This window comes from Psychrosphaera sp. (assembly GCF_982872775.1).
This window is the reverse complement of record NZ_CEYNSH010000021.1, coordinates 43,432-57,232: the sequence shown is the minus strand read 5'-3', so window position 1 is coordinate 57,232 and position 13,801 is coordinate 43,432. Positions and strand designations below refer to the sequence as shown.

Below are 13,801 nucleotides of genomic sequence, written 5' to 3'. Positions count from 1 at the left end.
CCCAACCATCGGTTTTGGAGACCGCTGTTCTACCAATTGGAACTACGCCCCTGCATCGAAGTCCGGCAATTATACTTAGCGACGAGGGAAGGTAAAGCCTCTTTTTCATAAATAATTCAATTTTGTGTTCGTTCGCTGTTTTATTCGCCAATTCAACCTGTAACAAGCCCCTGCAAACTTTACGCGCTTCACGTATAATCCCCTCGACTTAAATTTATAAAAGCATTGCCCATGACTTCTATTGCAAACTATCGGTGTCCTTTGTGTCAGTCTTCACTGACCAAGCAAAACAATATGTACAAGTGCCACAATAATCACAGCTTTGATATTGCAAAAGAAGGTTATGTTAACCTGTTGCCTGTGCAGCAAAAAAAGTCTCTTCAACCCGGTGATGATAAAAATATGGTGATGGCACGTCGTCTATTCTTACAAGAAGGCTTCTATGAGTTCCTGAGAACCGCACTCGTATCAAAGATCGCAAGTCTCAATCCAAGCAAGGTTATCGATTTAGGCTGCGGTGAGGGTTATTACACTGACGAAATTGAACGCTCTACTGGCTGTGAAACATATGGCATAGATATTTCGAAAGCGGCGGTAAAGTATGCAGCCAAACGCAATAAAAACGTTCATTATAGCGTTGCAACCAACGCACACCTGCCATTTGAAAACCAGAGTATCGATGTTATCGCCAATGTTTTTGCCCCTTTGGTAGGCATTGAATGTCAACGAGTATTGAGTGAGGACGGAAGTATTATTTCTGTCGCTCCAGGGCCAGATCACTTACTTGAGCTCAAACAACAAATTTATAAAGAACCTCAATTACACGATTCTCCTAAAGCGCCAGAAGGATTCCAGTTAATTGAAGCAGACAATGTCAAACAGACCATCAGCCTTGAGCGCGAGAGTGATATTGAAAACCTGTTAACCATGACCCCATTTGGGTGGAAAATTTCGGTTGAGGCAAAGGCAAAACTGTTAGCCAATTTGCCGTTTAAGGTGCAGTTAGACTTTATCATTTCTCAATTTAAAGCCACTAAATAAGTAAAAGGACTGATCGCCATAGGAAAAGTCAGCGTAGGCTGTCAGGTGCATACCTCATGATGTTTCTTAACATGATAATACGGCTAAGCAGAATGACTAAATAAAAAGCTGTACAAAATGAGGTTTAAATCCAACAATAAATTGAACCGTCTCAAATGTTTACCAATTAGCAGACAAACGTTCAACTACGAGCAAATAGAAAAGAAGGATAAGGTTTAGTAACCCCCTTCATAATAATGGAATACGACTATGATCAAATCACTATTACAAACCGCATCACTAAGCCTAGCCGTCTTGTTTTCGACATTCGCAAACGCTGATTTAAAAGTGGGCGACATGGCCCCTGACTTTTCAATGAAAGGCAGCGATGGTAAAACTTATTCACTTTCTGATTATAAAGGCGACAAAGCCGTTGTATTAGCTTGGTTCCCAAAGGCGTTTACCTCAGGTTGTACGATTGAATGTAAGTCATTGGCTGAAAACGGCCACTTACTCAAAGAATTCAACGCTCAATATTTTATGGCGTCTACAGATGATGTCGAAGACAACACTAAATTTGCTCAAGAAACAAAAGCTGACTTCCCACTGCTAAGTGACCCAGACGCAGACGTTGCGGATGCCTATGGCGTAAGTTTTATGGGCTATGCTAAGCGCCACACGTTTTATATCGACAAGACTGGCAAAATCGTCATGATTGATAAAAACGTTCGTCCAGCAAAATCTGCAGAAGACATGGCTAAATACATGAAAATGTTAGGCTTTGACAAAAGCTAATAATGGGTCGTAGAAAAAGCGCTAGCGCTCGCAAAAACTCCCAAAAAGAGATTGAGCCTAGCGTACTTACGCTAAGTCCAGATTGCATATTGTGCGAGCACCCAAGCTCGCACCATTTTCATAGTGATAATCGCCGAGATTATTATCAATGCGCTCAGTGCCAGTTGGTTTTTGTACCATATCATCAACACCTTAGTCCTGAAGATGAAAAGGCAGAATACGACAAGCATCAAAACGTACTACACGACCATGGTTATCTCACGTTTTTAAGTCGTGTGGCCAAGCCGGTGTTAACTAAACTCGACCTAGCTAATCTCGCTGACAACTTTGGGGAAAATATAGCTGTCCCATTAGCTCAGTCATCTGTAGAAACAAAGTCAGTACCACAGCCCCAAAAATCAGATACTCGGCTTATTCCTCCATTAGACACTTCGACCAAGGCACTAAAAGGGCTCGAATTTGGTTGCGGCCCAGGACCAGCCTTAGCAGCCGAACTTCAAAGGTTGGGTCTAGATGTTGATTTGTATGATGTGTTTTACCATAACAACCCCGAAATACTCGATAAGCAATACGATTTTGTGACATGCACTGAAGTCGTTGAACACTTTAATAGACCCAAAAGAGACTTGCCTATTTTGCTCGACCGAGTAAAGCCAGATGGTGTGCTTGGTATCATGACCAAGCTTGTAATAGATAAAGAAAAGTTTAAAAGTTGGCACTACAAAAATGACTTAACTCACGTCGCATTTTTTAGTCAGACAACGTTTGAATTTGTCGCAGAGAAGTTTGGTTTTGAAGTAGAATTTGTGGGCAATGATGTGATTTTATTAACCAAGTCATAACCCACTCTTTGATTATTTACGGGTGAAGCTTACGTTTTTTCTCATCTAACTCGTAGTGAAGCTCGGCAGGATCTAGCAAAATACCGTCTTCATCAGGCAATGGGAATACTACTACCGCTAACTCATCGACTTCTAGACCAGGTGTCCATTTTGACTGCCAGTCTTTTAAAGTGATTGCTTTAGGCTCAAAGCCCTCCCAGTCACCTGTCGCCCACTGCTCGGCAAACTCGCGATGTGGCCACACTGGAATACAATCTTCATCTTCTGTCGTTAACATGACCGCACCGTGCTCGTCAGTTAGAATCCAAACCTTTTGTTGTTCAATCATTTGCTTCAACAAATAGGTCAAGCGCTTGTCTTGCCCCCAGTTTGAAATCTCGTTTATTCGGCTTTGATCTAGCGTTGCGTCTGTCATGGTACACCTCTATTTTTGATATCTCATGATTGTAATTCAAAGTCGGCTAAATTCGCAGGATTAGTTGTGCTTTTGTGTTTTTTAATCGCCCGGCGCACCAATTCAAAATGGCTGGCCAACAAGAAATGAAACACAGCGACAGTAACATCGGCTGAGATAGGTAAAAGATGACTCAAGGGTACAGCTAAAATAAAAATAATTGAGCTACCCACTAGCCATTTCGTTCTAGCCTGTAAGAAAAACAACATTAGGCCAATAAACACAATGGCATCACTGATAATTGTTGGCAATCCATCACGAAAAGCAAATGTTAATAGGCTATACACAAAGCCAAAGAGCAATACCTTTAGTGCAAAGTTAGCTATTTTATTTTCGTCTAACTGCCCTCGCCTATCGGTGTAAGAAAACCTTGCGCCATTCAGTTCTCTTTCTTGGGCTTGCAAGGTTTTACACATTGATGAGACCAAGGTTACAGGGAGCAAACAGGCATAGAACAGCATTGCAAACTTGGTGCTGAGTAATGACAAAAAGTCGTGTAGCGCAATGATGGTATTGCTTACACCAATATGTGACTCCGCTCCCAGTTCAGCAAAGCGCACAGCACCGACACTTGCCGTAATAGCAATAAAAGCTAAAGCAAATACAATCCATGTTTTATAAGGTTTGGCCAACCAATCTTGTTGAGTAAAGGTGCGTATCAAAGAGATTAACACCATTACTAACAAAACTTCGGACAAACTATCGAGGTATTCCATTTTTCCTCCTAGAATGCCCTATCCTGCTGGCATTCTCTTAACATTGTTTGTCGTTTGGTTAGAACTCCATACCGAACTCAAACCCAAACATTCTTGGCAAGCCAGGTGTCGCAATAGGAGAGCCTAGCGCCATCGCTTGTCCACCCGTTTGAATTAAATACTCTTCGTCTAATGCATTGCTGACATAAACTGCGGCAAAAATTGGATGGTTATCACTTTGCCAACTTAATCGAGTATTGACCATACTATATCCGTCGATGCGGTTATCTGCGGTCAGTCCAGTAACGGTACCTGGCTCAAATGGTAAAATTGGGAGTTTTGGACCCTCGACGCCTTGCGTCCTTTCTGAGGTGTGTGCCCAACTTAAGTGGAAATTAAATTCACCGTGTAAGGCAGCAAAGAAATAATCAAACCGAATATTACTTTGGCTTTCTGGCATACCAGAGATAGTTTGACCCACACGGCCCGTTGATTGGTCTTCACCTGGGAAAAAGTCCCACTTGGTATATCGAGCATCGGTTTCACCATGGTTGGCAGTCACAATAAGGTCTGGCGTAACTTGCCAAACAAATTCAACATCAAACCCATCGCCTTCCGCATCGACATTACGCAAGTTATAAGTCGGTACTGGAGAGCCAAACAATTCAAGCTGTTGTAAATTTGTGTATTCGTAATCAAATAAAGAACCATTAAATCTGAAGCGGTTATTAAACCAGCTCGACTTAAAGCCCACCTCAGTGTTAACAACCGTTTCTTCTTTAATCGGTGGCGCTTTGCCTAAACCATTAAATCCTCCAGATTTGAAGCCTTTGGCGTATGAGACATAAGTCATGAAAGAGTCGGTCCACTTATAATCAATCACAGCTCGTGGCGTAAACTTAGACCAAGTATCTTCCTGTTCGGCATCTTCTGGTTGAAAAGCAACGGCTAATGGCACTTCACCTAGGTCTTGATAAGGTACCGTAAAGAAGTTTTGTGGAGTCGAGAAAAGGGCAAACTCTTTATCGTCATAGGTATAACGACCTCCTAAAGTAAGGTCCAACTTGTCAGTAAGTGCATACGTACCATCAAAATATAGTGCAACACTTGTCGTGGTGGCCTCATGCAAAAATGTTTCCGTATGTTGAGCAAAGAGTTTGTCCAAGTTTGCGTTGATTAACTCGGCACCAACCTCCCCTTGGGCTGTTTCAAAATCCTGACCTTGCATCATTCGGCGTTGTATTTCAGCACCGATAACCTGTTGTGCTTCTAGAGGGCCAAGTGTCATATAAGCACCAGCAACACCTTGTCCAAACGGCATTTGTGGAACAAGTCGCGGGTCCATTCCCAATTGAACCGCCGCCAATGCGTCAAAACTAACTGTATTAAAAGTAGCAATTACGTCTTGCTCAATATCTTCATAATAGAATGTAGAGCCTGCTGTCCATTTTAAATCACCATGCTGGCCAACAAGACGAAACTCCTGACTTAACTGAGTTTGGTCTTCAATCAGGATACTTTCAAAATAAGCACGCTCAAACGCAGAGCCATCATCTTCCATCGCATTGTAACGCTCGAAGGCTCTAAAACCGGTGATAGAGGTAAACGTCATATCATCCATATCATGATTTACTTCGATAGACGCACCATAAGCTTCTCTTGTTTCTAAGCCTTCAAAGTCATATTCGATAGGGGCAAATGGGTCGCCATTTCCGTATCCTGTATTCAGGGTAATCGCCGGTCTAGCTTGCTGATTGGTGTCATTAAAATCGGCGCGTATGATCACCTCAGTGTCCATACTCTTTTGCCACAACCACGCACCGCGAATAGACCAGTCTTCTTGTGTGCCATACCGTTCATTGTCACCGACTACATCAAGGTAACCGCCACGTGAATTAGAGTTAAACCCGCCTCTAAATGACCACTCATCATTAATTCGAACATTGGTTGAGAACTCAACTTTACGCTTGTCGTATTCACCTAACGTAAACTTAATCATTCCTTCATTATCATCGCTCGGCTTTTTGGTGATGATGTGTATCGCACCAGCTGCGGCATTGCGACCAAATAAAGTACCTTGTGGACCTTTTAAAACTTCCACGCGCTCAACATCATTAAAATTGATGTTAGATGAACCACGACGACCTACGTAAACGCCATCAATATACACCGCAACAGCCGCGTCTAAACCGATCCCCATATCGTTGGTGGTTATGCCACGAATATTAAACGTCGTTTGGGTGGCCGTAGCGTTGTTTGTCTCAAGACCTGGTGTTAATAACCCCAAATCATTGGCATTTTGAATACCCATTTTTGCAATATCACCATCACCAAATGCCGTAATCGCAATAGGCACATCTTGGATACTTTCTACCCTTTTTTGCGCCGTTACCTGAATAACCTCTAGACCTTTATCTTCTTCTGCTTCGTTAGCATTAACATTCAAAGAAAACACCGAGGCAACACTAAATAGTGCTATCGAGATGCGATTTATTTTAAACAATGATGTGGGTTTTGGTGACAACATGTTAATTCCCTGACAATGGTTGTTTTATTGTTATTTTTGGGTTGTTTGTTTCCGCTTCTTTTGCCTCTGCGTTTGTCTGACTAGCAGAGCTTGTATCAATTTTGCCTAAAAGAGCTTTATAAGATAGACCCAGTAAAACTGCGCTAATCAAAGCCCAAACGGTAACCAACGAGATAGAAACAGGATAATCGTAAGGACCATAAATGACAAAAGCGGACCAAACGAATATTTTTAGTGCTTCAGCGATATAACTATATTTTTGCAGTTGTTGGATCATTCCCAAACTCAGCAGGCCATAGCCAACCACTGCAAATGTTATAAATATTTCAAACGCGGTTTTATCTAATGCTTGATACAAAATAACCAGTACAAAACCAAGCGTTGTAAGGTGCTGAAACAGAACGTAAGCTTTTTGAATCCAATTATTTTGAACGTCATATTTAACCAGTTTGTAAGGATCATAAACTGGGCTTGGGTGAGTTTGCTTAACATCTTCAGGCCGCCAGCCAGTGCGTTTGTACCACACACGAATTTTATCCGACCAGCTTTGGGTTCTGAATGAATCAAGCATCAAACTCCAATATACCTCCAGGTTGGCCCATACTGGGTTCCAGCTTGCTAGTGGTTTCGTGACACCAAAGATTACCGGTTCGTCGTCGAGCTCGGGATGATAAGTGTTAAATAACCTATCCCAAATAATAAAAACGCCACCATAATTTCTGTCTAAATAAACGGGGTTTTGGGCATGGTGAACTCTATGATTGCTTGGCGTAACAAAAATAAACTCAAACCAAGCTGGCATTTTGTTTATATGACGAGTGTGTACCCAAAATTGATAAATAAGATTGAGTGAGCCCACGGAAATTAATACGATAGGGTCAATACCAATAACAGCCAATGGTAAATAGAAAACAAAACTAACAATGCTGCCGCTTGTCTGGCGCAATGCGGTGCTGAGGTTGTATTCTTCAGATTGGTGATGAACAACATGAGAAGCCCATAAACCATTTATTTCATGAGATAAACGATGGTACCAGTAATAACAAAGATCATAACCAACAAAGGCTAACACCCAAACCCACCATTCAGAGGTCGGTAAAGAAAAAAGCGCAATGTGCTGGAAGACTAGAGCATATGCACTAAATTGGATTAGACGTCTGACGAGACCGGACATTTGGCTTAGAATGCCAATGTGCAATGAATTGACGGTATCATTGAGTTGGTAATAACCACTTTTTCGCCAATAATCGACCGCCAGTTCGATTATTATGAGCAGAAGAAAAAACGGAATCGCTAGCGCCACATAATTCATTTATGAAATGTCCAACAATGGTTGATGCTGTGCCCTGTTTGGTGTCTATTTTTTATCTTGCTTTCGACCATACTTTTCGTCTAGCGTCTGATCTTAAGCTGGTTTTGAGGTTCGATGTTACTGCATCAACACATCGGAACTGTTACTAAAGACTACCATATAAACGACCATTGTCTATTAATCTCAAAGACTTGTTAAGTCTTTCATGTGTAGCCAAATGTTACAAATCATTTCCTGCTATCCAAACCTTCATTTTCAATGGTAAGGTATTGATCTAAATATCATTAGACAAAATGACCTCGATTTATGAAACGCTTTTTAATTCTGCTTATTTTGGTGCTTAGCTTGATTGCTTCGGCTCCGTCTCTATTTTTAGGTTTTTCTATTTTCCACCTTGGTCACGCTGTCGAAGTTGCGACAAGCTTGAGTGCCAAGTTAGCTTGTTCAAGCCGATTCATCACCGGTCTCAACAAAGAACGTATAAGCTCCGATTTGAGCTCCTATTCACCCGCTACCAAACTGGTTAATATCATTATTGATGATGACAACCAACAAGTTACAACTGATTTATTCGGCCTAGCCACTACAACAGCGGTTTATTCAAAACACTATGGTTGTATGATTACGCACCCAGACGCTGACTGGCAGCCTAAAGCCTTGCAGCTTGCAAACAGAGAAAAGATTTCAAACTCAAAAACTAACATTATTTCATCGCAGACCACCAGCAATCATTCTGAACAAACTCAGTCACCTGCAGAAAAGGCATGGCCAATAGGTATTAAGAGACCACATCTCGTCGAACAGCATTCTGAGCTGTTGGAAAACTTGTTAGAGAATGACAACAAGAATGGATTAAATACTCGTGCCATCGTCATTATTAAAAATGGCCAATTAATCGCAGAGTCTTATGGCCCTGGATTTGATAAGCAGACGCCTTTGTTAGGTTGGTCTATGGCAAAGAGTGTCATCGCCATGGCAATTGGGCGATTAGAAGCCCTGAATATCGAACTCAAGTCTGCGCCGTTATTTGCCGAATGGTCCAGTGATTCTAGACAAGAAATAACTGTAGAGCACTTGCTAACCATGACATCTGGGTTGGATTTTGATGAGACTTATGCACCAGGGAGCGATGCCACCCATATGCTTTTTACTGCTACGAGTGCTTCTGACGTTGCGATAGCAAGCCCTTTGAAACACGATGTTGGTAGCCATTTTTCTTATTCAAGCGGCACCTCAAATATTCTCGCCCGACTGCTGTTTGAACATTTTGAGCAATCACCGGAACGAACACTGAGTTTTATTCACGAGTCGTTATTCAAACCAGCAGGCATCAAAAACATCACATTTGAAGTTGATCCGTCTGGTGTTCCTGTTGCAAGCTCTTATATATATGCCACCGCACCAGATTGGGCGAGACTCGGTTGGATTATGGCAAATAAAGGAATGATTAATGGCCAACAATTACTAGATGAAGAGTGGGTCACAAAAGCAACGACCCCAAACTCTAGTCAAAACGATTCACGTTATGGTTATCAGTTCTGGTTAAATAAAAGCGGGAAGAACAAGGGCAGTTCAATCAATGGACAGTCAGAAGGCAGTGAGGAATTGCGTTGGGCAACACTACCTGAAGATGCCTTTGCTATGATGGGTAACCGAAAGCAATTTGTGATGATGGTCCCGTCTGAACAAACCGTGATAGTGCGCCTTGGCTGGACCAAAGGCGACTATCCGATGGAGTCACGGGTCAAAACTATTCTAGAAAGCTCTAAAAAACAAGTTTAATTACAATGTGTTGGGTTACATTAAAGTCACAAGAACAGACACTTTTTATTAGCTTGCCTCATCGTAGTGCTCACTCGATAGCTTTACTAGTGTTCCACCGTTTAAATGATAAACCTGTTCAGCCATATTAATCGTCTCTTGTCTGTGAGCAATCATAATTCGAGTCATTGACAAATGCTGGATTTGTTCGCTAATTCTCGCTTCGTTTTCCTTATCGAGATGGCTGGTTGCTTCGTCCAAAAATAAAACACAAGGTGACTGATACAAAGCACGAGCTAATAACAATCTCTGGACTTGCCCCCCCGATAAGTTTGAACCCATATCACCAACAAGTGAGTTATAACCCATCGTCATCTTTGTAATATCAGCATGAATTGCCGCTAAATGAGCGCATTGCTCTATCTTTAAATAGTTAGGTTGTGGGTCAAAAAAGCTGATATTGTCTGCGATTGAGCCCGCTAACAATGTGTCATCCTGCATTACAGCAGCTATTTGTTTTCGATAGTTTTTTAAACCAAGTTGCGTAATATCTTTACCATCAAGTCGTACTTTACCTGACGTTGGTTGTAATAATCCCAACATGATTTTCATTAACGTGGTTTTACCCGCACCAGATGCACCTGTTATTGCAATGGATTCACCACTATTAAGTGTTAAATTAACATTATCTATGATAGGAGCTTGTTCTTCACTATAGCTAAAGCAGATATTCTCTAAAGTAAGCTGACCTTTAAATTGATTTTCTTCAAATGAATTGTCACTAGCTAAGTATACTGACTCTCCTTCACGGTTGGCTTCCTGAGCAGTGAGTGCGATATCTGAAATACGGTCAAGATGGAGTCGCATCATTTTAAATTGAATAATCTGCTCAATTAAGTTGGCAAATCGCTCCGTAAGTTGGCCTTTATAGGCGATAAAAGCGAGAACCATACCTACTGTTAAGCTATTTGCCATGACCATAATAGCGGCAAAATAAATAACTAAAACATTCTCTAAACCAAAGAGCAATTTATTAAAGGAATCGAAGCTGATATTTAATCGGCCCAAACGAATTTCACTGTTTATTACTTCCGCATAACGATTTTGCCAAATCCCTTGGCGCTGGGATTCATTACCAAAAAGCTTAATGGTTTGCATACCACGAATATTTTCTAAAAAGTTAGACTGCTCTTTGGCCGATGCTTGGATCATTTCTTCTGTGGCTTGATGAAGTGGACGATATAAAGCTAATCGTACAATTGTATATAGACCTATTGCAGCAAGCACGACAGCTGTTAATTTTAGTGAATATAACGCCATCATAATAAGTACCGTTATTGCCATCACACCATCTACCACTGTTTCAACAAAGCCTGTGGTTATACGCTCACGAATTTGCGCTAGTGAACCAAAGCGGGAAACAATATCGCCCACATGACGGGATTCAAAATAATTCATTGGCAAACGCAATAAATGCCTTAGAAGATTCACACCCATTTGCATATTGAGCAAGCTTGAAAGTCGCAATATCAACCAACTTCGAACCGCATTCGTTACAACCGAAATAGTGGCTATCAAGGCAAAGCCTATTGCCAACACCGTCAGTAAAGGTTTATCAAAACTGATCAATACCTCATCCACTACCCATTGCATATAATAGGGCGTCATTAAGGCAAATAATTGAAGCACCAAAGATAAGCCGAAGAGCTTTATCAACCCTGATTTTAAGCCCGACATAGAAGACCACAATTGCGTGAACTTCATTTGAGCCTTCTCTTCTTTTACTTCGAATTTGCTGGTAGGAGTAAGCTCTAAACAAATACCCGTAAAATGATTACTGAACTCTTCTGTTGTTAAAGTACGTTTACCGACAGCAGGGTCATTGATTGAAAATTTTGCTGCTTTTCCTTTACCTGAGACTTTAGTTAACACCACAAAGTGGTTCATATCCCAGTGTAAGATACAAGGAATTTGCAATTTGTGAACTTCATCTAATGGGCACTGTAACGCCCGACTCGCTAAACCTAAACTATCCCCCAACTCAATAATTTGTTGAAGGTTCATGCCTTTTAAATTAGCAGAATAACGCTTACGCATGGCCGCCATATCAAGTTTATGACCATGATAACTTGCGACCATAGCCATAGAAGCCAAACCACATTCTGCGATTTCAGCTTGGAGAATGAGAGGCATATCGCTTGTAGACTTGAAATGTAAAACTGGTTGACTCATAACTATTTTAATTACAACCCAGAATAAGATTTGGGTAGAGTTTGAAATTCATAATTTGGGTGGAGAAAATTATTTAATAAACTTAATAAACTTAATAAACTTAAGAACTTGAGTTAGTTAGCATCACAACTAGAAAAAGAGCCACGCATATAATAAATATACTTGCCATTATTTTAAGTGACTTCGAACGCATTAATGATTGGATAAATGCATATTCTGTCAACATGTCAAAACCATAAAGATGATTGAAACGTTTTCCTATATCTTTATCTTCATCGTACCCTTTTTTGCGCTTGTTAAAGGAAAAGATTAAAAAAGCTAATACATAAACTATTAATAATTCAAAAATAAACCAAATCACTTCTGACATATGTTCCGCCTTTATAAATTAAAGGGCTTTGTAATCAAAACCCTTGTTGATGCTAAACTGCGCCTTTGTATTTAACCGGCAGCGCGCTTGCCCCATGAATATACTCTGTAAGCTAATCCAAGGCTTTTAAGAAGGTGTGCTCCTGCCATAACTGCCATTGGTGCAATACCACCATTCACTTGCTCTAATTCATTTACGTTTAATTCACGCATAATGTTATACTCCATATGTCCGACCTATCATTTTTAATGAAAGTGTCGGGTGATTAATTTGCTCAATCTCACATGAGACAGAGCGATTGATTAGGCTGGCTTTAGTTTGCCTCGCTAAAGTTGACTTTAGCCAGCCGCTTTATTTTCTCACAAAGCATTTTATTATTGCTTTGCCAGAAAAATTCTTTTATGTCCCAAATCTTGTTCAGGAAAACCACTTAAAGCTATTAGCTTACTCGCCCTTTTATGCTGTATATTGGCTCTAGTAGCCATTCAATCAAAGTCCGTTGCTCTAACATAATATCTGCCTCAAATAACATTCCGCTTTTCAGTTCAAACGCTTGTCCGTAGGCTTGCATTTGCTGTTTGGTTAACTTTGCTCTCAGACGGTAAACTGGCTCTTGCAGTGCTATTGGTAGTTGCACTTCATTTGGTGTAATTAATGCTCGGTCTATACGGGTGATTTCACTTTCAATAAAACCAAAGCGTTGATAAGGGAATGCATCAAAACGTAAGCGTGATGTTTGGCCTTTGGCGATAAACCCTGCGCTTCGAGTTGGTAACAGTAGCTCTGCGACTAACTCTGAGCCTTTAGGTAAAATATGCAGTAGAGGTTTAGATTGCGCTTTTGAAGGCGACAATGTTTCACCTTCAACCACTTGAATACCAGTAACAGTACCTGCATGGCTAGCGGTTATCGTGTAGCTATGACTGTTTTTTACTTGCACTAATTGATTTTCAATGTTGGCTTTTTCACGCAGTAAGTTATTAATTCGAAGTTTATATTGCTGTGGCAAGTTTGCTTTATCAAAAGCGGTTTGATTAATTTGATTATTTTGTTGAAGCAGTAAGCGAGCAATGTTTTGTTTTTGTTGCTTTGCTTCAAGCAGTGCTTGTTGTTGATTTTCTTTTTCAAATTTCGAAATAAACCCGTTATTTTTTAACTGCTCAACATCTCGTTGTTGGCTCAACAGTAATTCAAGCTTCTCATTGGCAAGGGTAAATTGGCTTTCTAGTGCTGTTTTCTCGTTCTTTAATGCTGAAGCTTTATTTTCGAGTTTTTGGTTTTCTTGGATTTGAATAGATTGGTATTGGCTTATTTCTTCATCAAGCAACGTTAATTGTGAAGTAAGTTGTTTCTGTAATTTACTGCTTAAGCTTAAACCATCAGCGCTATTTTGATGGATGATCATAGTCGCTAAGGCTTGACCTTTTTCAACTAAATCGCCTTCTTCAACCAATAAACGTTCAATCGTACCACCTTGAGTAGCAAAACTTTTAATCACCCCTTTATTTGGCATTAAAAAGCCACGCACAGTTTCTTTACGAGAATATTCAGCAGTAAATAAAAAGGTGACAATTGCGATAGCAAAAGAAACTAAAATTAAAACACTTAGTTTGATAGATAATGGCTGAGCTAAGGTGATAGCACCTGTTAAACGCTCACTTTGATGGGAAACAACTTCCTTTCTAAATAACGACATTTCAAATCCTTGAATATTTAGTGAGGCGCACTTTAACGATTTATTTTAGTGAGTCAACACATTTAAAATGACCACGCACTCAAACAAAACAAAACAA

Annotated in this window: 12 protein-coding genes; 4 read left to right on the top strand and 8 right to left on the bottom strand. The window is 40.5% G+C overall.

All coding sequences use genetic code 11. The features are described 5' to 3' along the window. Positions 1 to 231 precede the first annotated feature (231 nt). From rlmA to AC4E96_RS08110, 3 genes are all read left to right on the top strand, one after another. Positions 232 to 1,041 carry a 23S rRNA (guanine(745)-N(1))-methyltransferase gene (rlmA, locus tag AC4E96_RS08120; RefSeq protein WP_490255454.1) on the top strand — a complete coding sequence of 270 codons (810 nt, stop codon included), beginning with the start codon at positions 232 to 234 and terminating at the stop codon, positions 1,039 to 1,041. Between the two features lie 249 nt (positions 1,042 to 1,290). After that, entirely contained in the window at positions 1,291 to 1,815 is a 525-nt protein-coding gene (locus tag AC4E96_RS08115) for a peroxiredoxin (RefSeq protein WP_488033605.1), read from the top strand. 2 nt (positions 1,816 to 1,817) lie between these two features. Further along, positions 1,818 to 2,657, top strand: a complete 840-nt coding sequence (locus AC4E96_RS08110) for a class I SAM-dependent methyltransferase (protein WP_490255453.1) — start codon at positions 1,818 to 1,820, stop codon at positions 2,655 to 2,657. Positions 2,658 to 2,673: 16 nt separating this feature from the next. On the opposite strand, the gene AC4E96_RS08105 is transcribed toward AC4E96_RS08110, so the two are convergent. The 4 genes from AC4E96_RS08105 to AC4E96_RS08090 are packed head-to-tail and all read right to left on the bottom strand — an operon-like array spanning position 2,674 to position 7,645. Next, positions 2,674 to 3,072, bottom strand: a complete 399-nt coding sequence (locus AC4E96_RS08105) for a DUF2750 domain-containing protein (protein WP_490255452.1) — start codon at positions 3,070 to 3,072, stop codon at positions 2,674 to 2,676. A 23-nt stretch (positions 3,073 to 3,095) separates the two neighbouring features. After that, complete coding sequence (locus tag AC4E96_RS08100; protein ID WP_490255451.1) at positions 3,096 to 3,827, bottom strand: hypothetical protein; 732 nt, start codon at positions 3,825 to 3,827, stop codon at positions 3,096 to 3,098. 58 nt (positions 3,828 to 3,885) lie between these two features. Further along, positions 3,886 to 6,333 carry a TonB-dependent receptor gene (locus tag AC4E96_RS08095; protein WP_490255450.1) on the bottom strand — a complete coding sequence of 816 codons (2,448 nt, stop codon included), beginning with the start codon at positions 6,331 to 6,333 and terminating at the stop codon, positions 3,886 to 3,888. A 1-nt stretch (position 6,334) separates the two neighbouring features. Continuing rightward, complete coding sequence (locus AC4E96_RS08090) at positions 6,335 to 7,645, bottom strand: sterol desaturase family protein (protein WP_490255449.1); 1,311 nt, start codon at positions 7,643 to 7,645, stop codon at positions 6,335 to 6,337. Between the two features lie 306 nt (positions 7,646 to 7,951). On the opposite strand from AC4E96_RS08090, the gene AC4E96_RS08085 reads away from it, so the two are divergent. Next, the gene (locus AC4E96_RS08085; RefSeq protein ID WP_490255448.1) at positions 7,952 to 9,427 is read left to right on the top strand and encodes a serine hydrolase domain-containing protein; all 1,476 of its coding nucleotides are present in this window, start codon (positions 7,952 to 7,954) and stop codon (positions 9,425 to 9,427) included. 48 nt (positions 9,428 to 9,475) lie between these two features. Here AC4E96_RS08085 and AC4E96_RS08080 read toward each other — a convergent pair whose 3' ends face one another. The 4 genes from AC4E96_RS08080 to AC4E96_RS08065 form a co-directional block, all read right to left on the bottom strand. Continuing rightward, positions 9,476 to 11,638: a peptidase domain-containing ABC transporter gene (locus tag AC4E96_RS08080; RefSeq protein WP_490255447.1), complete on the bottom strand. Its 2,163-nt coding sequence runs from the start codon at positions 11,636 to 11,638 to the stop codon at positions 9,476 to 9,478. 100 nt (positions 11,639 to 11,738) lie between these two features. After that, on the bottom strand, positions 11,739 to 12,008 hold the full coding sequence (locus tag AC4E96_RS08075; RefSeq protein ID WP_488033613.1) for a hypothetical protein: 270 nt from the start codon (positions 12,006 to 12,008) through the stop codon (positions 11,739 to 11,741). 71 nt (positions 12,009 to 12,079) lie between these two features. Next, positions 12,080 to 12,235 carry a class IIb bacteriocin, lactobin A/cerein 7B family gene (locus tag AC4E96_RS08070; RefSeq protein ID WP_488033614.1) on the bottom strand — a complete coding sequence of 52 codons (156 nt, stop codon included), beginning with the start codon at positions 12,233 to 12,235 and terminating at the stop codon, positions 12,080 to 12,082. Between the two features lie 212 nt (positions 12,236 to 12,447). After that, positions 12,448 to 13,704 (bottom strand): beta-barrel domain-containing protein, encoded by a 1,257-nt coding sequence (locus tag AC4E96_RS08065; protein WP_488033615.1) that lies wholly within the window; start codon positions 13,702 to 13,704, stop codon positions 12,448 to 12,450. Between the last annotated feature and the right edge of the window lie 97 nt (positions 13,705 to 13,801).

Excerpts from the sequence above, each read along its gene's own strand:
- AC4E96_RS08095 (WP_490255450.1), bottom strand. The coding sequence starts at position 6,333 with ATGTTGTCACCAAAACCCACATCATTGTTTAAAATAAATCGCATCTCG.
- AC4E96_RS08065 (WP_488033615.1), bottom strand. The coding sequence starts at position 13,704 with ATGTCGTTATTTAGAAAGGAAGTTGTTTCCCATCAAAGTGAGCGTTTA.
- AC4E96_RS08090 (WP_490255449.1), bottom strand. The coding sequence starts at position 7,645 with ATGAATTATGTGGCGCTAGCGATTCCGTTTTTTCTTCTGCTCATAATA.
- AC4E96_RS08115 (WP_488033605.1), top strand. The coding sequence starts at position 1,291 with ATGATCAAATCACTATTACAAACCGCATCACTAAGCCTAGCCGTCTTG.
- rlmA (WP_490255454.1), top strand. The coding sequence starts at position 232 with ATGACTTCTATTGCAAACTATCGGTGTCCTTTGTGTCAGTCTTCACTG.
- AC4E96_RS08080 (WP_490255447.1), bottom strand. The coding sequence starts at position 11,638 with ATGAGTCAACCAGTTTTACATTTCAAGTCTACAAGCGATATGCCTCTC.
- AC4E96_RS08085 (WP_490255448.1), top strand. The coding sequence starts at position 7,952 with ATGAAACGCTTTTTAATTCTGCTTATTTTGGTGCTTAGCTTGATTGCT.
- AC4E96_RS08105 (WP_490255452.1), bottom strand. The coding sequence starts at position 3,072 with ATGACAGACGCAACGCTAGATCAAAGCCGAATAAACGAGATTTCAAAC.
- AC4E96_RS08075 (WP_488033613.1), bottom strand. The coding sequence starts at position 12,008 with ATGTCAGAAGTGATTTGGTTTATTTTTGAATTATTAATAGTTTATGTA.
- AC4E96_RS08100 (WP_490255451.1), bottom strand. The coding sequence starts at position 3,827 with ATGGAATACCTCGATAGTTTGTCCGAAGTTTTGTTAGTAATGGTGTTA.
- AC4E96_RS08110 (WP_490255453.1), top strand. The coding sequence starts at position 1,818 with ATGGGTCGTAGAAAAAGCGCTAGCGCTCGCAAAAACTCCCAAAAAGAG.
- AC4E96_RS08070 (WP_488033614.1), bottom strand. The coding sequence starts at position 12,235 with ATGGAGTATAACATTATGCGTGAATTAAACGTAAATGAATTAGAGCAA.